This is a genomic window from Sphingomonas sp. GW821-FHT10F09 (assembly GCF_058809195.1).
In genome coordinates this window covers 1383859-1406894 of the sequence record NZ_JBXASI010000001.1, presented here as the reverse complement: position 1 = coordinate 1406894, position 23036 = coordinate 1383859, and the positions used below count along the sequence as shown (strand labels likewise).

The following is a 23036-nucleotide window of genomic DNA, read 5'->3' as shown; positions in this document are numbered from 1 at the left end:
CGGGCGTTGTCGCCCGCCGGTCATGACCGTATCACGTCGCGCTCAAATGCGCGGCATCGCACAACCGCTTCGCTGCCGACGTCATGCTGGTGCCGTTGAGCAGCGTCTGGGTGGCGCGGTCGCGCACCGGAAACGTCTGCACCGCGCGCAACTCACGATTGCCCATGAACAGCGCCGCGACCAGCGGCGTATAGGTGTAGCGCACCTCCGCGACGATCAGCGCGCCGCCGGTGACCGGGATCGTGCCAGCGGTGTCGGTGGCGGCGGGGCCGCTGGTGGTGATGCCGTATTTGAGCGCCGGTCCCGTCTTGCCTGTGTCTTCCGCACCGTAGATCGACGTGACGTTCTTGGCGCCGAAGCACCGCTGCCACGTGATCTTGTAGCCCGCGTTGCTGCCGCTCTGGCCGTTCGCCTCGATGTCGCTGATGATGACGCGGCCGCGTTCGCCGAACTTGATGCCGGTGCCCGAGAAGCGCATGCCCACCATGACCTCGTTGACGTCGGTTTCGTCCATCGAAATGCGGACGCGCGCGGCATTGTCCGCCGCGAGCATCGCCATCTGGTTGATCCGCAACGTGACGATCGCGAGATTCGCGGTTTCCGCACCCGCCAGTCCCACCGTGAGCAACAGCGGCAGGCCATAGGCGAATTCGATCAGCGCCAGCCCCGACCGGTCGCGGGCGAGGCGGCGCAGGCGCGTCAGGGCGTGGGGCGGCGTCATGAGCATCGGATCACCACCTGCTGCGCGCCGAAGGGCTGGTTGCGGATCAGCGTCTTCGCCGTCGCGGTGACGTCGTTGCTCCAGCCGATTGCCCGCCAGATCGGGAACAGCCGCGGCACGTCCACCGAGACGGTGTAGTAGACGATGTCGTCCGCGGTCCCCAGATTGTCGCCGCCGCCGCCGGTCGCGTCATAGCGGCCGTTGCCGTTGCGATCCTCGTAGCAATCGGTCGAATTGTAGGTGCCGACCGGCGCGGTATCGCCAGTGATCCGCTCGCCGCCGCCGACCGCGGAGAAGTTGAAATAGCTTTGCGGCGTCACCACCACGGCGTTCGGATCGGTACGCGAATTGACCGGCAGGACGGCGCGGACCTCGTTGTCGATCATCGTCACGATCTGCGCACGGGTCCGGTCGCCGACGGTCGCCTTGCGCGCCGCCTTCTCGAGCGCGCCGGTGACCGTCGCGCGGAGATAGCCCTGATAGCCAAGATCGAGCGACCCCATCACGAGCGTGAGGAACGGCACGAGGACGATCGCGAATTCGGGCAGCGTGGCACCCCGCCGCTCGCGCAACAGGCGATGGAATAGGCGGATCATCATTGCGACAGCCGCAATCCGCCGATCGTCTGCGCGATCTGCTGGAAGCGCGTCTTGAGCGCGGCGGAATTCGACGCGAGCGACCAGTGTGCGGCATCGCTCGCGCAGTCCTGCAATTCCTGAGGCATGGTGCTGATACCAAAGCCTACGACCCAGACGGTGAAACCTTTGCTTTTCATCGCGTTGCAGATCATGCTCGTTCGGCGCTTGTGAATAGCCTCCAGACCCGTTTCGTTGGTGCTCGTCGGGGCGATACGGCCATCCAAGTTATTGATACCCCATGGGTCGTTGGCGTTTGGCTTGGTGTCCAATGTTCCATCTGTCATGAACACGATATGCCGGGAAATCTGGAAGCCACCCGGGCCCGTGGAATCGGCATTGGTCGCAGAGAAAATCCCGCTTTGCGACAAGAACCGCCCGCCCCAAATGAGCCCGATATCGTGGTAGGTTCCACCGACAGCGTTGAGGGAGTTGACATACGATTCGAATGAGGCGGATAGCTTCGTCGTGGAACTATAATCCGATTGGTACTGGGTCAGAGAAGATGCCTCGCGAGGACAGGCGGCATACCCCAAATTGATCCAACCTGACCCGCGACCCAGCCAATAACCGTTCCGCTGATACTGCAGCTGCGGCAAATACGGCTTCCAGCGCGTCTCGGTGCTGGTTGGTACCAGGTCGATATTCAAATCGTTCGCCCCGCCGGTGTCGTCCAGTGCCGTTGTCGACGTGATTGTGTTGACCGTCTGCGCCTCTTCGATACATCCGCCCCACGTCATCAATTGGTCGGTCGTGGTCGTATAATAATATCCGTTATCGTTCGTGCCCGGATTAATGTTGGGCGTCGTATCCGGCGCATAGCCGCTGAAATATGCCGGATTTGTGGCAGTGCTATTCTGAACGATCTGCGACACGTCCCAAGATTTCTGCTGATATATCCACGACAGGAATTTCTGCTGCCACGTCACCGACCGCTGGGTGGTCTCGTTGCTGGTCGTCGTGTAACTGCCGTCGGCATATTGCAGTCGGCAAGAATTAGTGTTCCGCGCATAGCGGTACTTGCGCATCGTCTTGGACGTGGGTGTACTGTAGGTGGTTGTCTGGGAGGAATCGGGGTAGATAACGGTTTCCGTCGAACCGGATGTTGCCCCCGGTGATCCCGTGGCCGTTGTCTCTGCCGGCGGAGCGCTCTTATTCGAGCAGTTGGGATCGCTATCGCTCGTGGTCGCCGGATAGGATCCGTATGCCTTGTTGAGGTTAGCCCATGCGCCATAGCTGGGGGCGGAATCCGATGACCCTGCCGGCGTCCGGGCACTCTCCGGGCCATAGGACGTCGCATAATATTCGTCCGACAGCTTGGCGACGCGAGTCTGATACGGCACCAACTCCGAAGCGCCGCCGCCGGCTATATAACTTGCATTCAACTTATAGACGATCTTGCCGACGTTGACGTTACTGGAATAAGGCATGAAGCCATATCGAATCCGGCCGGCGCCGGTCGCCGTACCAGGACCTAAGGCGCTGTAGAAATCCTTCACAGCTTGCTTCAATCCGGCGATTTTTGATTGGGTATCTGTACTGCTGGCGGGATCGTTCATCGACCCCGTCACATCGAGCACGAACATCACGTCGGTGTTGGGCACCACCAGCGTCGACTGACAGGTAACGTTAAGCGTGACCGTGTTGTACCCGAACATCTTCATGATCGTCATCGGCACCGCGAGCGATACCGCGCCGGCCACCGTCCCCACAGCGCCGCGCGTATAGGTCGGGACCGGGGTGCCGGCGGAATAGGCGTTGTCGGGGAAGTTGAACTTGAAATAATTGACGGCGATCTTGCGTTCGTTGTCCGACAGCGTGTTGACGTCGGCCATGGTGCGCCGGGCGGCAAGTGCGCCGGCGTCGCAAGCCTGCTGCAACCGCGTGTTGGTCATGTAGAGGCGGCTGAGGTCGATCGCGCCGCCAATCATCGCCATCAGCGGAAAGATCGCGGCGGCAGTCATCGCGAGGACATTGCCCCGTCGATCGTCCGAGAGTCGGCGGAACACGCGCCCAACCTCCGCCGTCGACCTGCACAAACCTCTACCCATGACGTCCTTTGCCTGACTGCGATCGCTCCCGACCACCGCCGTCATGCGCCGTAGCCCTCTCAAATCACGTCAAGAAATGTGCTTAACGGGCATTCACCATGCTTTGCCTGGCGCGGGGCAAGGCGCTTGCACGATCGCTGCCCGCAGGGCAGCGGGGCAGGATGAGCGACGACCTTCCCGCCGACCGGCACCTTGCGATCAGCCTAGCGGCGCCGCGCCTGCGCCCCGCGATGACCGCGCTGCTGACGCTCGACCAGCGGCTAGCGGGCATCGTCCGCACGACGCGCGAGCCGCTGGTCGGGCAGATGCGGCTGACGTGGTGGCATGAGGCGCTGGGCCGGCTCGATGCTGCGCCGGCGCCGGCCGAGCCTCTGCTGCAGGAGATCCAGCGGACTTGCCTGCCGCTCGGGTTGACGGGCGGCGACATCGCCGCGCTGACCGACGGATGGGAGGCGCTGCTCGATCCGTTGGAGGAGGCGGGGATCGCGACCTATGCCGCGGGGCGGGGCGGTCGCCTGTTCACGCTGCTGGGGCGGGCGGCTGGCGAGGACCTTGCGGCGCTGGTCACAGCGGGCGAGGGCTGGGCGCTCGCAGACCTGTCGACGCACGTGTCGCAAGTCGCCGTTGCGGAGCGGGCGCGATTCGCGGCACAGGAGGCCTTCGCTCGTGGTTTCGCACAGGCATGGCCGAAATCCTTACGGCCGATCGGCGTACTGGCGTTGCTCCAGATGCTTGAACTCGAAGGCAAAAGCCCGATCCGCAACTTCGCGCGGGTTACCACTTTCCGGTTGACGGGTCGCTGAACACTTGCGCCGCGGGATCGCAGTGCTAGCCTGACTGCAATCGTGGGGGCGGTGAGATGTGGCGATATCTGGCAGGGGGTGGCGCGTTGCTGGCGGCGGTTGCGGCGGGCTTCGTCTTTCTCGGCGGCGATGCCGGCTCTGGTCCGGCCCTGCCTGTGCAACCGCAACGCGCCGTCGCTGCGGCGGATGCGCCGGTAAGCGAGGGCGACGTTCCCGAAGCCTCGCCCGCGACGCGCGAGGAAAAGCGCTTCAACCGCTACGACAAGGATCGCGACGCCAGCATCACGCGCGACGAATATCTCGCCGCGCGGCGCAAGGCGTTCGCGAAGCTGGACGTCAATGGCGACGGCCGGCTCGATTTCGACGAATGGGCGGTCAAGGCGACTGCCAAATTTGCCGCGGCGGACCGTGACAAGTCGGGCGCGATGAACGCGGCCGAATTCGCCACGACCGCGGTCAGGCGTAAGGCACCGGCTCGGGCAAAATGTCCGCCGCAACCGGCTCAGTCGGACGAGGGCTAAGCCATTCGGCAAAGGCGGCGCGGGCGCGATCGGTGTACATCCGCTTGCGGTCGGCCTTTTTGGTGCGGCCCTCGATCGGCGGCATCAGGCCGAAATTGACGTTCATCGGCTGATAGGTTTCCGCCACCGCGGCGCCGGTGATGTGATGCAGCAGCGCGCCGAGCGCGGTCATCACCGGCGGCGGTGCCAGCGTTTCGCCGGCCAACTCCGCCGCGGCGAAGCGCCCAGCCATCAGCCCGACCGCAGCGCTCTCGATATAGCCCTCGCAGCCGGTGATCTGACCGGCGAAGCGGATGTTCGGCCGGTTCTTGAGCCGCAGCGTCGGGTCGAGCAACTCGGGGGAACGGATGAACGTGTTGCGGTGGAGGCCGCCCAGGCGCGCGAATTCGGCATTCTGCAGGCCGGGGATGGTGCGGAACAGGCGGACCTGTTCGGCATGTTTCAGCTTGGTCTGGAAACCGACGATGTTCCAGAGCGTCCCCTGCGCATTGTCCTGGCGTAGCTGCACGACGGCATAGGGCCAGCGGCCGGTGCGCGGGTCGTCGAGCCCGACCGGCTTCATCGGGCCGTAGCGAAGCGTATCGACGCCGCGCTCCGCCATGACCTCGATCGGCATGCAGCCCTCGAAATAGGGCGTGTCCTTCTCCCATTCCTTGAACTCGGTCTTCTCGCCGCCGACCAGTCCGGCATGGAAGGCGAGATATTCCTCCTTGTTCATCGGGCAATTGATGTAATCGTGCCCAACCTCCGGTGAAGACAGCCCCCCGCTGTCTTCAGTCTGCCCGGAGGGCAAACGGCCCGATGTTCCCTTGTTCCAGCGCGACTGGAACCAGGCCGTGTCCATGTCGATACTGTCGCGGTGGACGATCGGTGCGATCGCGTCGAAAAAGGCGAGGGCGTCGCTGCCGGTCGCAGCACTGATTCCGGTCGCGAGGCCCGCCGCGGTGAGTGGCCCGGTCGCAATGATCGCCGGGCCGTCGGGCAGCGCGTCGATCCGTTCGCGGACGATGGTGACGTTGGGATGCGCCTCCAGCGCGGCGGTGACGCCGGCAGAGAAGTTGTCGCGATCGACCGCGAGCGCCGATCCCGCGGGCACCCTGTGGATGTCGGCCTGCGTCATAATGAGCGAGCCTAGCCGACGCATCTCCTGATGCAGCAGCCCGACCGCGTTGCTCTCCGCATCGTCGGAGCGGAAACTGTTGGAACAGACGAGCTCGGCGAGCCCGTCGGTGTGATGGGCCGGGGTCGCCTCGCCGCTGCCGCGCATCTCGGACAGACGAACGTGATAGCCAGCCTCGGCGAGCTGCCAGGCGGCTTCGGACCCGGCGAGGCCGCCACCGACGATGTGAATGTCATACTTCATGGTATCGCCTCTAGGCGGCTTGAGCGCTATAAAACAGCCGGTTCGCGCCATCGTACCAGTCGTCGCGCGATCAGCGCCACAAGCCCGCCCGCGAGTGCTCCACTGCCAAGGCTCCCAAGCCTCGTCACATCGAGGGCCGGCCCCGCAGCGGCCCCGCCGGCAGCTCCGATCACGCCCCATATGGCGGGGTTACGCCAGACCGCCCATCTCGTTCCAAGCCACCCGCCCAGCCATATCAGCGCGCCGATGGGCGGACCGGCCAGCACCAGTCCGAAGATAATTGCGATTGGCAGAAGGAACAGCAAGGCCGCGGGCAAAGCTCCGTTGGCATGAACGAGGGCCGCGTCCATCACCAGACATGTATAGATCGGCCCTGCCGAAAAGGCCGCCGCCGCCCATGCGATACCTCGGCCCTCGATGATCGCGGTCGATTGCATCGGCCTCGCTCCCACCTACGTTGTCGTTATGACGACAATTTATACCATCGGCTACGAAGCGACAACGATGGCTGACTTCCTTGCGGCGCTGACCAACGCGGGGGTCGAACGCGTGATCGACGTCCGCGCGCTGCCCTTGTCGCGCCGGCCCGGCTTCTCCAAGTCCAGCCTCGCCGCCAGCCTGGCCGAGGCGGGCATCGACTATGTCCATCTCAAGGCGCTCGGCACCCCCAAGCGCGGGCGCGACGCCGCCAAGAAGGGCGACGTGGCGACATTGGAGGCGGTGTACGACGACCAGCTTGCTTTGCCCGAGGCGCAGGCGGCGGCTGCGATCATGCTCGGCCTCGCCGAGGAGAGGCCGAGTGCGCTGCTCTGCTACGAACGCGATCCGCAGCATTGCCACCGGACGCTGCTGCTCGATGCGGTGGGCGAGGGGGCGACGGTGGTGGACCTTTACGCCTGACGTCGGACGAGCCGGCCCGCGACGGCCGAGACGAGGGCGGTCGGGATCGCCAGCGCGGCGCAGAAGGCGACGCCGACGATCCAGGATTCGGCAGTACCGGCATTGAACCACATCACCGGCAGCTGCGCGAAGGTGACGATCACCCCCGCCAGCCACGCGCGACTGCCGAGGCCCACGCCGCCGAGCGCGGCGATCGCCAACGACAGGGGATACCACAGCCGCCAATAAGGCGCGGCGTCCCAGGGTTCGGTGACGCCGCCGGTGCGGCAGACCAGCTGCCAGTAGAGCGCGCCGACCACCGCCAGCAGAACGATCGCGAGCGGGCGGGGCATCCGGTCAGACGATCGTGCCGGGGTTGGGAACGTCGCCCAGCCGCCGCACCCGCCGGATGCGCGGTTCGCGGTCTAGGTCGGCCTCGGCGCGGATCGACTGGCGCAGTTCGTCGCGCTTGGCGTGGATCGAGGCGATCACCGGCCCCATCGCCACGCCGAGGTCGACCAGCACCGCCTCGGACAATTGCAGCGAGCTTTCCAGCGTTTCCGGCACCGCGTCGGTCACCCCCGCCTTGTAGAGTTCGGCGGCATGGCGCGGATCGCGCGCGCGGGCGATGATCGGCAGGTCCGGTGCGAGCGCGCGCATGCGTCGCGCCAGCCGCACCGTCAGCACCGGATCGTCCATCGTCAGGATCAGCGCCCGGGCGCGGGCGAGGTCGAGCCGGTCGACCAGTTCGTTGCGCGAGATGTCGCCGAACAGCACGGGATAGCCGCCGCGCCGTGCCTCGGCGACGGTGTCGATATCCGCCTCGACCGCAATGAAGCGCTGATCGTGGACGGTGAGCATGTCGGCGACCATCCGCCCGACGCGGCCGAACCCGATCAGCACCGTGCCGGGACCATCGCCGCCGTCGTCCGGGGGCAGGCCGTCGCCGGCGATGCTGCCCTCGATCCCGCGCGACAGCGATTTGCCCGCCTTGGCGAGCAGCGGCGTGATCGTCAGCCCGATCGCGGTCACCGTCTGCCAGAAGGCGGCGGTGGACGGCAGGATCAGCTGTGCCTGCGCCGCGGTCGCGAGCACGATCAGCGTCGTCTCCGACGGGCTGCCCATCAGCAGGCCGGTTTCCGCCGCGGTGCCGCGCCCGGTCTGGGCGACGCGCAGCAGCAGATAGGTCACCACCGCCTTGACCCCGACCACCGCGACCACCGCGATCAGGAGCGACGACCAGTTGGCCACCACCTCGGCGAGGTTGACGCTCATGCCGACGGTGATGAGGAACACACCGAGCGCCAGCCCCTTGAACGGCGCGGTCATCACCTCGACCTCGGTGTGATATTCCGTCTCCGCGATCAGCAGGCCGGCGAGCAACGCGCCGACGATCGGCGACAGGCCGGCCGCGGTGGTGGCGACGCTGGCGACGATGACGACGAGCAGCGATGCGGCGAGGAACAGTTCGGGGCTCTTGGTCCGCGCCGCCTGCGCGAACAGGCGCGGCAGCACCAGCCGGCCGCCGAGGTACATGACGACGACCGTCGCTGCCCCACGCAGCGCGACGCCGGCGATCCCGACCCAGCCTTCGTCGGTCGCGGTCGGCGCCATCGCACCCAATGCGAAGATGATCGGCACCAGCGCCAGATCCTCGAACAGCAGCATCGCGAAGGCGCTGCGCCCGACCGGGCTCGTCGTGCCGACCAGCGGCAGCACCAGTGCGGTCGACGAGAGCGCGAGCGCGAGGCCGAGGCCGGCCGAACCGCCCCAGTCCTGACCGAGCAGGTGCACCGCGATCGCGATCAGCACCGCCGACCCGATCAGCTCCGCCGGCCCGGTGCCGAACACCTGCGCGCGCATCGACCACAATCGCTTGAACGACAGTTCCAGCCCGATCGAGAACAGCAGCAGGATGATGCCGAATTCGGCGAAGGGTTCGATCGAATGCGGATTGGATATGGTGAGATAATAGAGCCACGGCGCCCGGTCGGTCAGCTGGCCCAGTCCGAACGGCCCGACCAGCATTCCCACCAGAATGAAGCCGATCACGGGGCTCACCCGGAATCGCGCAAAGGCGGGGATCACCAGCCCCGCCGCCCCCAGGATCACCAGCGCATCGCTGAAGCCTGCATTATCCAGTCCGATCGCCATGCACGGACCTTAGAGGCCGGCTGCGACAAAAGTCAGCCCTTGATCGACAGGCGACGGCAAACCAAAGCTTCACGATCGACGGCACCAGCACCAGCGTCGGGCGGCGGCCCGGGCGTTCAGGCGGCGACCAGCCGGTAATCCTTGAACTGGTCGCGTAGCGCGGTCTTGAGCAGCTTGCCGGTGGCGGTGTGCGGCAGGCTGTCGACGAACACGACCGCATCGGGCAACCACCATTTCGCCACGACGCCTGACAGATGGGCGACGATCTCATGCTCGCCCACGTCGCTGTCCGGTTTGCGGACGACGATCAGCAGCGGGCGTTCGTCCCATCTGGGATGCGCGATCCCGATCGCCGCCGCTTCGGCGACCCCGGGGCAGCCGATCGCGGCATTTTCGAGGTCCACCGAGCTGATCCATTCGCCGCCCGATTTGATGACGTCCTTCGACCGGTCGGTGATCTGCATCGTGCCGTCCGGGTGAATCACCGCGACGTCGCCGGTGTCGAACCAGCCGTCCGCATCGATCGCCTCCGCCTCGGCGCCGAAATAGCGCTTCACGATCCACGGCCCGCGGATGTGCAGCCGCCCGGCGCTGCTCCCGTCGCGGGGCAGGTGGCTGCCGTCGTCGCCGATCACCGTCAGTTCGATGCCGAACGGGATCTGACCCTGTTTCATCAGGAAATCGAGCTTGCGATCCTTTGGCCAGTCTTCCCAGCCGAGCGGCGGCGCCCCCGCGGTCGCGACCGGCGAGGTTTCGGTCATCCCCCACAGGTGTTTCACCTCGACACCCATATCCATCAGCCGCTCGATCATCGCGCGCGGCGCCGCCGACCCGCCGATCGTCGCCAGCCGGAGCGCGCGCGGCGTGTCGCCGGTCGCGTCGATATGCGCGAACAACGCCAGCCATACCGTCGGCACGCCCGACGAGATGGTGACGCCCTCGCGGTTCATCAGGTCGCAGAGCACCTTTGCGTCGTTCACCGCGGAAAAGACCAGTTTCGCCCCCGCCAGCGGCGCGGCGAACGGCGTGCCCCAGGCCGCGGCGTGGAACATCGGCACCACCGGTAGCAGTACCGACGCCGACGACAGCGACAGGACGGCGGGGGACACGACCAGCATCGCGTGCAGCAAGGTCGAGCGATGCTCGTACAACACGCCCTTGGGATGGCCCGTCGTGCCGCTGGTGTAGCAGAGCATGCATGGTTCGCGCTCGCCGCCCTCGACCCAGGCGTAATCGCCGTCCTCCGCCTCGATCAGCGCGCGGAAGGTGCCGGGGCCGTCGCCGTCCATCACGACATAATGGTCGATCGTCGTCCAGCGATCGCGCAATCGGTCGACGATCGGCTGGAAGGCGCGGTCGTAGAACAGCACGCGGTCTTCGGCATGGTTGGCGATATAGACGAGCTGGTCGTCGAACAGGCGCGGATTGATCGTGTGGATCACCCCGCCCATGCCGATCGCGCCATACCAGGCGGCGAGGTGGTGGCCGTGGTTCATCGCCAGCGTCGCGATCCGGTCGCCGGGCCTGCAGCCGAGCCGTTCGAGCGCCTGCGCGAGCCGCCGCGCGTCATGCGCCACGCCGCGCCAGTCGCTGCGGGATTCGGTGCCGTCGGCCCAGCGGGTGACGATCTCGCGGGCTCCGTGCTCGCGCGCGGCATGGTCGATCAGCGTCGATACCCGAAGTTCGAAATCCTGCATCCCGCCGAGCATCGCTTCCTCCTAAGAACAGGGCGCTGATCGCGCCTCCTCATCGGTGAAACCATACCGGACGCATCAGCGAGGGCAATCCCGTGCGCGTGATGAATGATTGCCGCGGGCCGGCGTTGCTCCGGCGAGGGAGCGGGCCTAGGCTTGCAATGCCTCAGAAGGAGCGGGTGATGACCCTTGCATGGCTGGCGTTGGTCGCAGCCGCGCTGCTGCCCCCGATCGGCGGGATCACGCCGCCCGACGGCACATTGCTGGTCGGCATGGACATCGCGCCGGCGTCCAGGGGCCGCGCGCAGACGGACGTATACCGCATCGCGAGCCCGCTGCCGCCGGCGGCGTTCCGCGCCGCTTATGCCGTCGCGGCGCGCCGGGCGGGCTATGAGACGTCATCGACCGCGCGTATCCTGGTCGGCCGGCGGCCGGCCGGGGGCGGGTTCCGCCTGGTGCTGCGGCCGAAGCGCGAGGGGAGTGCGGGGGTGATGACGGTCGTGCAGCAACCGTGACACGCCGCCGAGATATCCGTGCCTCCCGCGCGGACCGGCGGGGAATCAGTTCGTCGAGACGGTGGTCGACTGCGGGCTGACGCTGCCGTTCACCGCGATCGCCGTCGCGGTCGGGCGCGCGGCGACGCGCACCGCGGCGGCACCCGGCAGGCCGGGGAAGCGCGGCCACAGGCCCTGCGCGAGCGCGGAGCGGCTGACCGAGGCCTTCCGCCCGCCCTGCGCCTCGTACATCCAGTAATTGCGCAGCACCGTCGTCACATAGCCGCGCGTCTCCCAATAGGGGATGCTCTCGATATAGAGCAGGGGATCGCCGTTATCGTGGACGATCGCATTCCAGTCGCCGACTGGTCGCGGGCCGGCGTTATAAGCGGCGATCACCTTGGGCAGCAGTCCGCCGGTGACGCCCGCCATGTCGCGCAGCCGCTCCAGATGCCGCTGGCCGATGTCCATGTTGGTCGCCGGCCGGGTCAGCGCCGACTTGTCGAGCGGCAGGCCCTTTTCGCGCGAATAGTCTGTTGCTGCCGCGGGCATGATCTGCATCAGGCCATAGGCGCCGGCGGGGCTGACCACCTTGTTGCGGAAGCCGCTTTCTTCCAGCGTGTGGGCGTAGACGAGCGCCTTGTCGACGCGCCAGCCGCTCGACGGGGTCCAGTTCGGCGTCGGATAGCGTGCCTCCGCGGTCGCGACGACACCCTGCGGACAATTGTGCGCCAGCCACACCGTCGTCGCTGGCAAGCTCAGCGCCTCGGCGACGCGAACGAGGCTGCCGAATTCGGACGGATCGCCGATCCGCGCCTGCTGCCGCACGACGCTGTCGGCGAGGTCGGTTTCGCCGATCTCCGCCAGTGCCGCGGCGACGCGGATGTTGGGCCGCTTGTCGAGCCGCGCCCAGTCCGCTGCGACGACCTGCGTCGAGGGCTTGCCCTTGTCCTTGATGAGCAGCGCCTGACGCGACAATTGGCCGTAGAAGCTCTCGGAGAATTGCGCCGCCGACTGCAGCCGCGCCTGCACCCTGTCGGGCCGGCCGCAGACGATGTCGGCGCGCGATGCCCAATAGAGCGCCGCCGCGCGCAGATCGACGTCGGTCGCCCGGGCCGCGACGCCCTCGAAACCACTTTCCGCCGCGGCGCAGTCGTTCTGCCGCCACGCCGCCAGCGATCCCGTCCAGCGACCCTGCACCGCCCAGTCGCCCGCGCCGTTCGCCGCCTTCGCCGCCATGCTGCGCGCGCTGGCGTCGTCGCCGGTCAGGAAATACATCCAGGCGACCTTCGCCTGCCATTCGGTCTGCGCCTCCGGCGTCAGCCCCTGCGTGCCGTCGAGCAACGCCTGTGCGTCCAGCGCCATGTCCGCCTTGACGAACGGCTGCATCTTCGTCGCGAGATCGGCGGCGATCTCGTCGCTCTTCGTCGCCTTCGCGCGCACCCGGCGGGGGGCGCCATCCTGCCAGATCAGCCGCTGTGCCTGGGGCAGGGGGGGCAGTTCGCTCGCACCGCGTGCCTTGGCGAGCCGGGCGAGGTCGGCCGCCTGCGGCAGTTCGGGTGCCTCGTTGAGCACCGCCATCAGCGGTTCCAGCTCGATCCGCGGCGATCCCTTGGCGGTGTAGAGTTCGGCGCGGGCGATGGCATGCAGCGGACCGGGCTTCATCGCGTCCAGCCCGATCTGCGCATCCTGCCACTTGCCGTCGCGGATCGCCTGGAACACCGCGCGATAGCCCTCGCGCTGACCGGCATCGAGCTGGTCGGGGATGCGATCGGGGGTGCCGGTCGCCGCCAGCCTGGCGTCTCCCGCAGGGGCCGCGGACGGGTCCGCGCCGGCGGGCAGCGCCGCCATCATCATCGCGGCCGTTCCAAACGTCAGCGCCAGCTTGCGGGTCACGCGGATACTCCCCCCATCAGCAATTGCAGATCCTTCCAGGCTTCCGCCTTCGCCGCCGGCTTCTCGATCAGGAAGCGCGGATGAAAGCTGGCGACCACGCCGGTTTCACCACGTCTATGGTTAAACGGGTGTAAAGATCCGCGCGTCCCCGGCATTTCCGCCCCCAGAATGGCACGGCTCGCCGCATTGCCGAGCAGGAGCAGCCGTTTGGGCGCGACGAGGCCGATATGGTGTCGCGAAATCTCGGCCAGCCGTGCCTCGACCTCGCGCGGCATCCGCCCCGCCACCGGGCGCCTCGCGCACACCGCGGCGAGGTGGATCGTCTCGCGCGACAGGCCGATCGCGGCCAGCATCCGGTCGAACAGCGCGCCGGTCTGGCCCGTCATCAGCATTCCCGCCGCGCCATCGTCCTTGTCCGGACAATCGACCAGCACCATCACATTGGCGTCCGCCGGACCCGATGCGGCGATCGACACCCCGCGCCATTCGACCTCCGGTACCGCATCGCCCAGCCGCCATGCGATGAAATCGGCCAAGGTGTCGGGTAGCGCCGCCGGCACATGCACGGGCACGGCCGGGAGCAAAGCGGTGAACGCCACCGGTGCCGCCATCGGTTCGGCCAGCCAGTCGCGGGGGGCATCCTCGACGAGCACGTCGACGCCCGCTTCCTGCCACCAGTCGAGCGCGCTTGCAGCGCTGCTCATCCAGTCGAGATGTTGATCGGCCCCCACGCATTCCCTTTTTCTGTAGGTTGACGTTTTCGTCAACTTGTCCGATCGCGGTTCGGAGACGAGACGTTGTCGCCCTGCGCCTGAACGCTTTTCAAGCCGCCGACAACAGCAAGAATTGGTCCCGCGGGAGTGGAATGATGTCGACACGTGAATCGATGCCCTATGACGTGGTGATCGTCGGCGCCGGCCCTGCGGGGCTGTCCGCGGCGATCCGCTTCAAGCAGGTCGCGGCCGAACAGGGCGCGGACCTTTCGGTCTGCGTGCTGGAAAAGGGCTCGGAGGTCGGCGCGCATATCCTGTCGGGGGCGGTGATCGATCCGCGCAGCCTCGACGAGCTGCTGCCCGACTGGCGCGAGCAGGGCTGTCCGTTGGCCGAGGTGCCGGTGACGGAGAACCATCACTGGGTGCTGACCGCAACGGCGAAGCGCACGCTGCCGGAATTCCTCACGCCGCCGTTCATGCACAACAAGGGCACCTATACCGGCAGCCTCGGCAATCTGTGCCGCTGGCTGGCGGGCAAGGCCGAGGAACTGGGCGTCGAGATCTTCCCGGGCTTCGCCGCGGCGGAGATCCTGTTCGACGAACAGGGCCGCGTGAAGGGCGTCGCCACCGGCGACATGGGCGTCGCCCGCGACGGCACGCACAAGGGCGATTATACGCCGGGACTGGAGCTTCATGCCAAATACACCTTCTTCGCCGAGGGCGTGCGCGGCCATTTGACCAAGGAGGTGATCCGCACCTTCGATCTGGCGAAGGATGCGCAGCCGCAGGTCTATGGCCTCGGCATAAAGGAATTGTGGGATATCGATCCCGCACTGCACAGCCCCGGGCGGGTTATACATACGCAGGGCTGGCCACTCAGCGACGACGCCAATGGCGGCAGCTGGCTGTATCATCAGGCGAACGGGCAGGTGAGCCTCGGCTTCGTCACCTGGCTCAACTACAGCAACCCCTATCTGTCGCCGTTCCAGGAGATGCAGAAGTGGAAGACGCATCCCGAGATTGCGGCGATCCTCAAGGGTGGCAAGCGCGTCTCCTATGGCGCGCGTGCGATCAACGACGGCGGCCTGCAGTCGATCCCAAAGCTGGTCTTCCCGGGTGGCGCGCTGATCGGCTGTTCGGCGGGCTTCCTCAACGTGCCGCGGCTGAAGGGCACGCACGGCGCGATGAAATCGGGCATGATGGCGGCGGAGGCCGCAGCGGACGCGATCCTGTCGCAGCGCGAGCATGACGAACTGGTCGCCTATACGGTGGCGTTCGAGGCATCGTGGCTGCACAAGGAGCTGTCGGTCGTCCGCAACGTCGTGCCGCTCGTCAAGAAGTTCGGCGATTTCCTCGGTTCGGGTCTCGCCGGCGTCACCATGTGGCTCGAGCATTTCGGCATCAGGATGCCGTTTACAATGAAGCATCATCCCGACCACGAGAGCCTGTGGCGCAAGGACATGGTCAAGCCGCCGATCTATCCCAAGCCCGACGGTGTGCTGACCTTCGACCGCCTGTCCTCGGTGTTCCTGTCGAACACGAACCATGAGGAGGATCAGCCGGTCCACCTGACGCTGAAGGATCCCGACGTGCCGGTCGAATACGACCTGCCGATGTACGACGAGCCCGCGCAACGCTATTGCCCCGCCGGCGTTTACGAGATCGTGGGTCAGGATACCGGCGACCCCAAGTTCGTCATCAACGCGCAGAATTGCGTCCACTGCAAGACCTGCGACATCAAGGACCCGACCCAGAACATCAACTGGGTTGTACCCGAGGGCGGTGGAGGCCCGAACTATCCCAACATGTAAGCGTCTGTTCCTCGCATCGGTCCTCAGCCTTGGTGCGATCGCGCCGGCGGGGGCCGATACGTCCCGTATCGCCGATTATCTGAAGGCGCGCGCCGCCGATGCGGACGGCCATAGCGCGATCGCCGCCGCAGGGTACGCCCGCGCGCTGGCCGGCGCGCCGACCAGCACCGCGATCGCCGCCCGCGCCTATCGCGAGGCGCTGGCGACGAACGATATCGCGCTGGCGACGCGCGCCGCCGCGGTGCTGCGCGGCACCACCGATGCCCCCGCCGACCTGCCGTTGCTGCCGCTCGCCATCGCCGCCGCGCGCAACGATGCCGTCGCGGCGGAACAGGCGGTCGGCGCGCTCGCCGCGACGCCGCTCGCGGTGCTCGGCCCCTCGTTGCGTGCCTGGATCGCTTATGGTCGTGGGCAGAACCCGGCGCCTGCGCTCGCCTCCGCCGGCGCGGGTAAGAACCCGGTCGCCCAGCGCCTAGCTGCCGAAACCGCCGCGTTGCTCCAGATTGCGCGTGGCGATGTCGACGGCGGATTGGCGGCGGTGCAGGCGCTGCGCGAAACCGGATCGCCGATCGACCTGCGCCTGTCCGCGGCGCAATTGCTGTTCGGCAATGGCCATGCCGATCGGGCGCGCACGCTGCTCGCGGGCGGCGATCCCGTCTTCGCGGCGCTGCGGCAGGGAACGCCGGCGAAGCCGACGCTCGGCTTCGGCGTGTCGCGGCTGCTCGGGCGGATCGCCAGCGATCTTGCCGAACAGGATGCGCCGACGCTGTCGATCGCGCTGTCCCGGACCGCATTGATCGCCAGCCCCGCCAACGACCGTGCGCGGCTGCTCCTCGCCTCGGCGCTCGCCAAGGATGGCGCCACTGCGCTGGCGCTGACGACGCTGGACAAGATGCCGGCCGCCAGCCCCTTCGCGACAACCGCGGCGGCGGCGCGGATCACGATCCTCGCCAATGCGGGCCGCGACGACGAGGCGCTGGCGCTCGCCCGCAGCGCCGCGACGCGCGACGGTGCGACCGTCGCCGACTGGCAGACCTATGCCGACCGGCTGACCAATGCGAACCGCCATGCCGACGCCGCCGCCTGGTATCGCCGTGTCCTCGATGCCGATCCGGCGGAATGGACCGGCTGGCTGCAATATGGCGGTGCGTTGGAACAGGCGGGCGACTGGCCCGGCGCGCGGGCGGCGCTGCAGAAGGCGGTCGCCATCGCGCCGCGCGAACCGCTGGCGCTCAACTATCTCGGTTACGCGCAGGCGGAACGCGGGATCGACGTGCGGGAATCGATCGCGATGCTGGAACGTGCCCGCGCGCTCAAGCCTGACGATGCGTCGATCGCCGACTCGCTGGGCTGGGCCTATTTCATTAACGGCGATACCGCGCGGGCGATGCCGCTGATCGAGCGCGCTGCCGCGGGCGACCCGATCAACGCGGAGATCGGCGAACACCTCGGCGATCTGTACTGGACCGTCGGCCGCCGGTACGAGGCGCGCTACGCCTGGCGCGCCGCCGCGCTGACGGCGGTGGCGGCCGATCAGGCGCGCCTGTCCACCAAGATCGTCCAGGGATTGCCCGCCAAGTGATCGTCGAACGCGCCCCCGCCAAGATCAATCTCGCCCTCCACGTCCGCCATCGCCGCCCGGACGGGTATCACGAACTGGAGACGCTGTTCGCCTTCGCCGCCGATGGCGACACGGTGACGGTGACGCCGGCGGCGATCGACAGCTTCGCAATCACCGGTCCCTTCGCCGCGGCGCTGCATGCGCCCGTCGATGGCGCGGGGAATCTGGTCGAGACGGCGGCGCGTGCCTTTTGCGACACCTTCGACGTCCGGCAGGGCCATGCGATCACGCTCGACAAGCATCTGCCGATCGCCAGCGGCATCGGCGGCGGCTCGGCCGATGCCGCGGCCACGCTCCGCGCGCTCGCAAGGCTGCACGCGATCGCGCCCGTGGACCCCCGCCTGTTCGTCATTGCCGAACGCCTCGGTGCCGACGTTCCCGCCTGCCTGCTCGGGCGCACCACGCTCGGCACCGGCAAGGGTGAGGCGCTGATCCCGGTGCAGGGGCTTGCCGGCACGCCTCTGCTGCTGGTCAACCCCGGCGTCGCGGTGTCGACCGGTGCGGTCTTTGCCCGCTGGGACGGGGAGGATCGCGGCGGCATCGCGGGCGAAGGCGACCTGCTCGCCCGCGCCATCGCCGGCCGCAACGACCTCCAGCCAGCCGCGCTGGCGCTGGCGCCGCTGATCGCCGACGTACTGTCGGCGTTGGAGGGGGCTGACGGCGTGCGGCTCGCGCGTATGTCCGGCAGCGGCGCCACCTGCTTCGCGCTGTTCGACGACGCCGGCGCACGCGACTCGGCGGCGGCGGCGATGCCGCAATGGTGGACGCTCGCCACCACGCTGACCTAGGACGACGGGTCCAACCTGTTCGATCGTCGACAGAAGTTCCCCTCTTGTTCCGCAGGAACAAACATCGTACATAGCGAACAGACGCGTTGCCCCGATGGCGCGCTTGCTCTAGCGAGGGAAGCTCCCGATGGCCGCCAATCTGAAAGTGATCGATACCGGCATGGCAACCGCATCCACCGACCGCCAGAAGGCGCTCGACGCCGCCCTGGCCCAGATCGACCGTGCCTTCGGCAAGGGCTCGGCGATGAAGCTCGGCGCGAAACAATCGATGGAGGTCGAGACGATCTCCACCGGATCCCTGGGGCTCGATATCGCGCTCGGGGTCGGCGGCCTGCCGCGCGGCCGCGTGATCGAGGTCTATGGTCCTGAATCCTCGGGCAAGACCACACTTGCGCTGCACGTCATTGCCGAGGCGCAGAAGGGGGGCGGCACCGCCGCCTTCGTCGACGCCGAACATGCGCTCGACCCGGTCTATGCCAAGAAGCTGGGCGTCAACATCGACGAACTGATCGTCTCGCAGCCTGATACGGGCGAACAGGCGCTGGAGATCGTCGACACGCTCGTCCGCTCCAACGCGATCGACGTGCTGGTGGTCGATTCGGTCGCCGCGCTGGTGCCGCGCGCCGAAATCGAGGGTGAGATGGGCGACAGCCACGTCGGCCTGCAGGCGCGCCTGATGTCGCAGAGCCTCCGCAAGCTGACCGGCTCGATCAGCCGTTCGCGCTGCATGGTGATCTTCATCAACCAGCTGCGCATGAAGATCGGCGTGATGTACGGCAATCCGGAAACGACGACGGGCGGCAATGCGCTCAAGTTCTACGCCTCGGTCCGTCTCGATATCCGTCGCACCGGTGCGATCAAGGACAAGGAAGAGGTGACCGGCAACGCGACCCGCGTGAAGGTCGTCAAGAACAAGGTCGCGCCGCCGTTCAAGCAGGTGGAATTCGACATCATGTACGGGGAGGGTATCTCCAAGATCGGCGAGATTCTCGACCTCGGCGTCAAGGCAGGCCTCGTCGAGAAATCGGGTGCCTGGTTCAGCTACGACAGCGTGCGCATCGGCCAGGGCCGCGAGAATTCGAAGACCTATCTGCGCGAGCATCCGGAGATGGCCGACCGCCTCGAAAAGGCGATCCGCCAGCGCACCGAGAAGGTCGCCGAAGAGATGATGACCGGTCCGGACGCCGAAGACGACATCTGATGCGGTCGCATCCTGTCGGGATACGAAAAGGGGCTCGCCGGGAACGGCGGGCCTTTTTCGTGGCGAGCGCTGGTGACGCCTGATTGGCGGTGAACCGCCATGTCGTTCGGTCTGTCATGCGGGCTATATTCCGGCATCCATGGTGCTGCCGGGGCGGAGGATGTCGGGGCGCATCGATATTCATGCTCATCGCCGCGTGTTGGAAAAGGTTTTGGTGTTCGCGCGAAGGCGCCGAGGACGCGGAGGTGTTTCGTGCGTGGCCGCGTGGCCGCGTGGCCGTGATGTTTCGATGCGATGACCGGAAAGGCCCTTGTTTTGCCGAGTGCGACACCTCCGTCTCGGCCCGAACTGTCTTCTGTCGCTAAAGAAAGCCCCGAAGCCGAATGTCGATCCGGATCAAAGCCGGACCGATGGTCGCCGGGTTAGCTCGAACAATTGTTATTCAGCGTGGATGCCTGGATCGGCCCCATCGTGCCCGTTGGCGGGAATCCGTGCACATCGACCTCGCAAACTGGTATCGACATGCTGGTGCCATGGATTTCCGTCTGCGCGCAAACGACGGACATGCGCTGGTGTCGCCTGATATCGTTCGGCTCTGGCGGTGAAGCGTATTGGTGTGATCTTGGAACGCCCGCAACGATCGTGTCCCTGACCGGAACAGTGCGCTGATGATTCGTTCGATAGCCGAAGAGGGCGACACGTTCCTCCAACGGGTGACGTGCAACCGTCTTGCATTGCGCGAACTAGCCTTGGTTCTGCATGTGTATCCCCACCAACCCCGGAGAGCCTGCTTGCTGGCGCCGCCTTCCCCGTTACCCTGTTTGGAGCCCCTGCGATGACCTCCGCCTTCGACTGGACAGGCCGCGTCGGTCAGACCTGGGCGACCGAATGGGAGCGGACCGACCGGTCCTTCGCCGGCCTGACGCCGCACCTCGACGCCGCGATCCTTGCGTCCGCGCCGGCCGGCGCGTTTCGCAGCCTCGATATCGGTTGCGGCGCAGGCTCGACCAGCCTCGCGCTGGCTCGTTCCCGCCCGGAAGCGAGCGTCACCGGCGTCGACCTGTCTCCCGAACTGGTCTCGGTCGCCGGTGGTCGCGGAGCAGGGCATGGCAATCTCGCCTTCCGCCTCGGCGATGCGACCGACGTCGCCCGGACGCTGGCGCCGCTCGACCTGCTGGTGTCGCGCCACGGCGTCATGTTCTTCGCGGACCCCGTCGCCGCTTTCACCGACTTGCGGGCGGCGAGCCGACCGGGTGCGGCCTTGGTCTTCTCCTGCTTCCGCGACCGCGCCGACAATGTCTGGGCGTCCGACCTCGTCGAAGAGGTCGCCGGCATTCGCCCGCCGGTCCCGACCGGCTATGCGCCCGGCCCGTTCGGCTTCTCCGATCCATCGGTCACCGCCGCCATCCTCGAACACGCCGGCTGGACGATCGGCAGCCACGCCCGTGTCGATTTCAGCTATCTCGCCGGCGAGGGCGACGATCCGGTGGCGGACGCCGCCGCCTTCTTCCGCCGTATCGGTCCGCTCGCTTCCATGCTGCAACAGACCGCCGATCCCGTCACGCTGGACGCGCGGCTCAAAGCCGTGCTGGAACGTTATCGCACCGGCAGCACCGTCGCCTTTCCGGCGTCGGCATGGATCTGGCGGGCCACCGCCTGACAAAGGGAGAGAGCATGATCGTCGTCCACCATCTCGAAAACAGCCGGTCGCAACGGGTGCTCTGGATGCTCGAGGAACTCGGCCTCGACTATCGGATCGAGCGCTACGAGCGCAATCGGACGACGATGCTCGCGCCGCCCGAACTGAAGCGCGTGCATCCGCTCGGCAAGTCGCCGGTGATCGAGGACGATGACGGCACCGGTCATGTCGTCGCCGAAACCGGCGCGATCGTCGAATATCTGGTCGAGAAGGCAGACGGCCGCCTCGGCCCGCCCGCGCATCGCGATTCGGCGCTGCGGTATCGGTTCTGGCTGCATTATGCGGAAGGATCGATGATGCCGCCGCTGTTCCTCAAGCTGGTGCTCAGCCGCATTCCATTGATGGGCAAGCCGGCCATCAAGCGTATCCAGCCGATGATCGACGTCCACCTCGATTACGTCGAATCGGAACTGGCGCAGCGTCCCTGGTTCGCGGGCAATGAGATGACGGCCGCCGATATCATGATGAGCTTCCCGATCGAGGCGGCGCGCAGCCGGGCGGGGCTCGACGCCTCGCGCCCGGCGACGATCGCCTGGCTGGAGAAGGTTCACGCCCGCCCGGCCTATCAGGCCGCCCTCGCCAAGGGCGGCCCCTACGCCTACGCGTGACGCCCCCGCTGCCGATCAGCGGAAGCTGGTCGGCGCGGGCGGTTCTGGCACATGCGACGGTGCCCGCGGCGGATCGATCTCGGCGGGTTCGCGGGGATCGAATCCGCCCTCCCACTTCGCCACCACCGCGCTCGCCACCGCATTGCCGATCACGTTGGTCGCGGTGCGGCCCATGTCGAGGAAATGGTCGATCGCGAGGATCAGCAGCAAGCCCGCCTCCGGAATGTCGAACACCGGCAGCACCGCCGCGATCACGACGAGACTGGCACGCGGCACCGCGGCGATCCCCTTGGACGAGATCATCAGGAACAGCAGCATCGCGATCTGCGTCCCCAGCGGCATGTCGATGCCATAGGCCTGGGCGATGAACATCGACGCGAACGTCACGTACATCATCGATCCGTCGAGGTTGAACGAATAGCCCAGCGGCAGCACGAAGCTGGCGATCTTCGGCGGCACCCCGAACCGGTCGAGCGCCTCCAGCATGCGCGGATAGGCGGCCTCCGACGAGGCGGTGGTGAACGCCACCAGCAACGGTTCGCGGATATAGCGGACGAGCTCGCGGATGCGCGGCCCGATGAACAGGAAGCCGATCCCCAGCAGGATCGCCCACAGGATCATCAGCGCGAGGTAGAAGCTGCCCATGAAGAAGGCGAGCTGCCCGATCACCCCGGCGCCGCGCTCGGCGAGCGTCGCGGTGACGGCGCAGAACACTGCGATCGGCGCGAAGCGCATGACGTAGTCGGTGATCTGGAGCATGATCGCGACCAGCGCCTCGACCGCGCGGACCAGCGGCTTGGCGACGTCGCCGACCGCGGTGATCGCGACGCCGACAAAGATCGAGAAGACGACGATCTGCAGGATCTCGTTGGTCGCCATCGCCTCGATCATCGACGCCGGCACGATATGGGTGATGAACTTGGCGAGGCTGAACGCGTCGGTCGACACGCCCGCATCCGCCCCGACCGGCGGCAGCGGCAGGTTGATACCGACCCCCGGCTGGATCGCGTTGACGAGGATCAGCCCGAGACCGAGCGACAGCAGGCTGGCGCAGACGAACCAGCCGATCGCCTTGGCGCCGACCCGCCCCAGCGCCGCGGTGTCGCCCATCTGCGCGATGCCGCTGACCAGCGTGGCCAACACCAGCGGCGCGATGATCATCTTGATGAGACGCAGGAAGATCGTCGTGCCGATCGAGAAATAGCCGGCGATCGCCTTCAGCCGCTCGGCAGCGACGGGGGTGCCATCGTCGAGCCATCCGTTGATCGCCAATCCCGTGACGATGCCGAGCAGCAGGCCGATCACGATAAACACAGTCAGCCGCTTGGCCATGCACGCACTCCCAAATTTGCCGGCAGGGAAGGGGATTGCGGGTCCAGGGTCA

Annotated in this window: 21 protein-coding genes; 10 read left to right on the top strand and 11 right to left on the bottom strand. The window is 67.0% G+C overall.

Features of this window, described 5'->3' with window-relative positions; all coding sequences use genetic code 11:
• Nucleotides 1-31 precede the first annotated feature (31 nt).
• The 3 genes from AC1RTO_RS06610 to AC1RTO_RS06600 are packed head-to-tail and all read right to left on the bottom strand — an operon-like array spanning nt 32 to nt 3365.
• Nucleotides 32-721, bottom strand: coding sequence for a TadE/TadG family type IV pilus assembly protein (locus AC1RTO_RS06610; protein ID WP_493160048.1), 690 nt, complete (start codon nt 719-721; stop codon nt 32-34).
• Nucleotides 718-1317, bottom strand: a complete 600-nt coding sequence (locus AC1RTO_RS06605) for a TadE/TadG family type IV pilus assembly protein (protein WP_493160047.1) — start codon at nt 1315-1317, stop codon at nt 718-720. The genes AC1RTO_RS06610 and AC1RTO_RS06605 overlap by 4 nt, the downstream gene beginning before the upstream one ends.
• Complete coding sequence (locus tag AC1RTO_RS06600) at nt 1317-3365, bottom strand: TadE/TadG family type IV pilus assembly protein (RefSeq protein ID WP_493160046.1); 2049 nt, start codon at nt 3363-3365, stop codon at nt 1317-1319. Before AC1RTO_RS06600 ends, AC1RTO_RS06605 begins: the two co-directional genes overlap by 1 nt.
• Nucleotides 3366-3568: 203 nt before the next feature.
• On the opposite strand from AC1RTO_RS06600, the gene AC1RTO_RS06595 reads away from it, so the two are divergent.
• Together AC1RTO_RS06595 and AC1RTO_RS06590 are read left to right on the top strand one after the other, a co-directional pair.
• Nucleotides 3569-4210 (top strand): squalene/phytoene synthase family protein, encoded by a 642-nt coding sequence (locus AC1RTO_RS06595; RefSeq protein WP_493160045.1) that lies wholly within the window; start codon nt 3569-3571, stop codon nt 4208-4210.
• A gap of 56 nt (nt 4211-4266) precedes the next feature.
• Nucleotides 4267-4731 carry an EF-hand domain-containing protein gene (locus tag AC1RTO_RS06590; protein WP_493160044.1) on the top strand — a complete coding sequence of 155 codons (465 nt, stop codon included), beginning with the start codon at nt 4267-4269 and terminating at the stop codon, nt 4729-4731.
• On the opposite strand, the gene trmFO is transcribed toward AC1RTO_RS06590, so the two are convergent.
• Nucleotides 4667-6094, bottom strand: coding sequence for a methylenetetrahydrofolate--tRNA-(uracil(54)-C(5))-methyltransferase (FADH(2)-oxidizing) TrmFO (gene trmFO, locus AC1RTO_RS06585; protein WP_493160043.1), 1428 nt, complete (start codon nt 6092-6094; stop codon nt 4667-4669). The two genes, AC1RTO_RS06590 and trmFO, sit on opposite strands and share 65 nt — an antisense overlap.
• 26 nt (nt 6095-6120) lie before the next feature.
• Complete coding sequence (locus tag AC1RTO_RS06580; protein ID WP_493160042.1) at nt 6121-6531, bottom strand: hypothetical protein; 411 nt, start codon at nt 6529-6531, stop codon at nt 6121-6123.
• A gap of 28 nt (nt 6532-6559) precedes the next feature.
• Between AC1RTO_RS06580 and AC1RTO_RS06575 the strand changes: the two genes are divergently transcribed.
• On the top strand, nt 6560-6994 hold the full coding sequence (locus AC1RTO_RS06575) for a DUF488 domain-containing protein (protein ID WP_493160041.1): 435 nt from the start codon (nt 6560-6562) through the stop codon (nt 6992-6994).
• Here the strand turns inward: AC1RTO_RS06575 and AC1RTO_RS06570 are convergent.
• The 3 genes from AC1RTO_RS06570 to AC1RTO_RS06560 all read right to left on the bottom strand — a co-directional run bounded on the left by AC1RTO_RS06570 (nt 6985) and on the right by AC1RTO_RS06560 (nt 10836).
• A complete protein-coding gene (locus AC1RTO_RS06570) occupies nt 6985-7326 on the bottom strand; it encodes a hypothetical protein (protein ID WP_493160040.1) in 342 nt (113 codons plus the stop codon). The genes AC1RTO_RS06575 and AC1RTO_RS06570 overlap by 10 nt on opposite strands.
• A 4-nt stretch (nt 7327-7330) precedes the next feature.
• The gene (locus AC1RTO_RS06565; RefSeq protein ID WP_493160039.1) at nt 7331-9127 is read right to left on the bottom strand and encodes a cation:proton antiporter domain-containing protein; all 1797 of its coding nucleotides are present in this window, start codon (nt 9125-9127) and stop codon (nt 7331-7333) included.
• A 116-nt stretch (nt 9128-9243) separates the two neighbouring features.
• Nucleotides 9244-10836 (bottom strand): long-chain fatty acid--CoA ligase, encoded by a 1593-nt coding sequence (locus AC1RTO_RS06560; protein ID WP_493160038.1) that lies wholly within the window; start codon nt 10834-10836, stop codon nt 9244-9246.
• A gap of 167 nt (nt 10837-11003) precedes the next feature.
• Between AC1RTO_RS06560 and AC1RTO_RS06555 the strand changes: the two genes are divergently transcribed.
• On the top strand, nt 11004-11336 hold the full coding sequence (locus tag AC1RTO_RS06555) for a hypothetical protein (protein ID WP_493160037.1): 333 nt from the start codon (nt 11004-11006) through the stop codon (nt 11334-11336).
• Nucleotides 11337-11381: 45 nt separating this feature from the next.
• Here the strand turns inward: AC1RTO_RS06555 and AC1RTO_RS06550 are convergent, their stop codons facing one another.
• Both AC1RTO_RS06550 and AC1RTO_RS06545 read right to left on the bottom strand, forming a co-directional pair.
• Nucleotides 11382-13172, bottom strand: coding sequence for a lytic transglycosylase domain-containing protein (locus AC1RTO_RS06550; RefSeq protein WP_493160349.1), 1791 nt, complete (start codon nt 13170-13172; stop codon nt 11382-11384).
• Nucleotides 13173-13207: 35 nt separating this feature from the next.
• Entirely contained in the window at nt 13208-13915 is a 708-nt protein-coding gene (locus tag AC1RTO_RS06545; RefSeq protein WP_493160036.1) for a uracil-DNA glycosylase, read from the bottom strand.
• Nucleotides 13916-14079: 164 nt separating this feature from the next.
• Here AC1RTO_RS06545 and AC1RTO_RS06540 point away from each other — a divergent pair, with 164 nt between their 5' ends.
• From AC1RTO_RS06540 to AC1RTO_RS06515, 6 genes are all read left to right on the top strand, one after another.
• A complete protein-coding gene (locus tag AC1RTO_RS06540) occupies nt 14080-15735 on the top strand; it encodes an electron transfer flavoprotein-ubiquinone oxidoreductase (protein ID WP_493160035.1) in 1656 nt (551 codons plus the stop codon).
• Nucleotides 15707-17317 (top strand): tetratricopeptide repeat protein, encoded by a 1611-nt coding sequence (locus AC1RTO_RS06535; protein ID WP_493160034.1) that lies wholly within the window; start codon nt 15707-15709, stop codon nt 17315-17317. Before AC1RTO_RS06540 ends, AC1RTO_RS06535 begins: the two co-directional genes overlap by 29 nt.
• Nucleotides 17314-18144: a 4-(cytidine 5'-diphospho)-2-C-methyl-D-erythritol kinase gene (locus AC1RTO_RS06530; protein ID WP_493160033.1), complete on the top strand. Its 831-nt coding sequence runs from the start codon at nt 17314-17316 to the stop codon at nt 18142-18144. Before AC1RTO_RS06535 ends, AC1RTO_RS06530 begins: the two co-directional genes overlap by 4 nt.
• Before the next feature lie 127 nt (nt 18145-18271).
• Nucleotides 18272-19345: a recombinase RecA gene (recA, locus tag AC1RTO_RS06525; RefSeq protein ID WP_493160032.1), complete on the top strand. Its 1074-nt coding sequence runs from the start codon at nt 18272-18274 to the stop codon at nt 19343-19345.
• Nucleotides 19346-20180: 835 nt separating this feature from the next.
• Nucleotides 20181-21005 carry a class I SAM-dependent methyltransferase gene (locus AC1RTO_RS06520; RefSeq protein ID WP_493160031.1) on the top strand — a complete coding sequence of 275 codons (825 nt, stop codon included), beginning with the start codon at nt 20181-20183 and terminating at the stop codon, nt 21003-21005.
• Nucleotides 21006-21019: 14 nt separating this feature from the next.
• Nucleotides 21020-21652 carry a glutathione S-transferase family protein gene (locus AC1RTO_RS06515; protein ID WP_493160030.1) on the top strand — a complete coding sequence of 211 codons (633 nt, stop codon included), beginning with the start codon at nt 21020-21022 and terminating at the stop codon, nt 21650-21652.
• Between the two features lie 15 nt (nt 21653-21667).
• Here the strand turns inward: AC1RTO_RS06515 and AC1RTO_RS06510 are convergent, their stop codons facing one another.
• The gene (locus AC1RTO_RS06510; protein ID WP_493160029.1) at nt 21668-22984 is read right to left on the bottom strand and encodes a dicarboxylate/amino acid:cation symporter; all 1317 of its coding nucleotides are present in this window, start codon (nt 22982-22984) and stop codon (nt 21668-21670) included.
• Nucleotides 22985-23036: the final 52 nt, after the last annotated feature.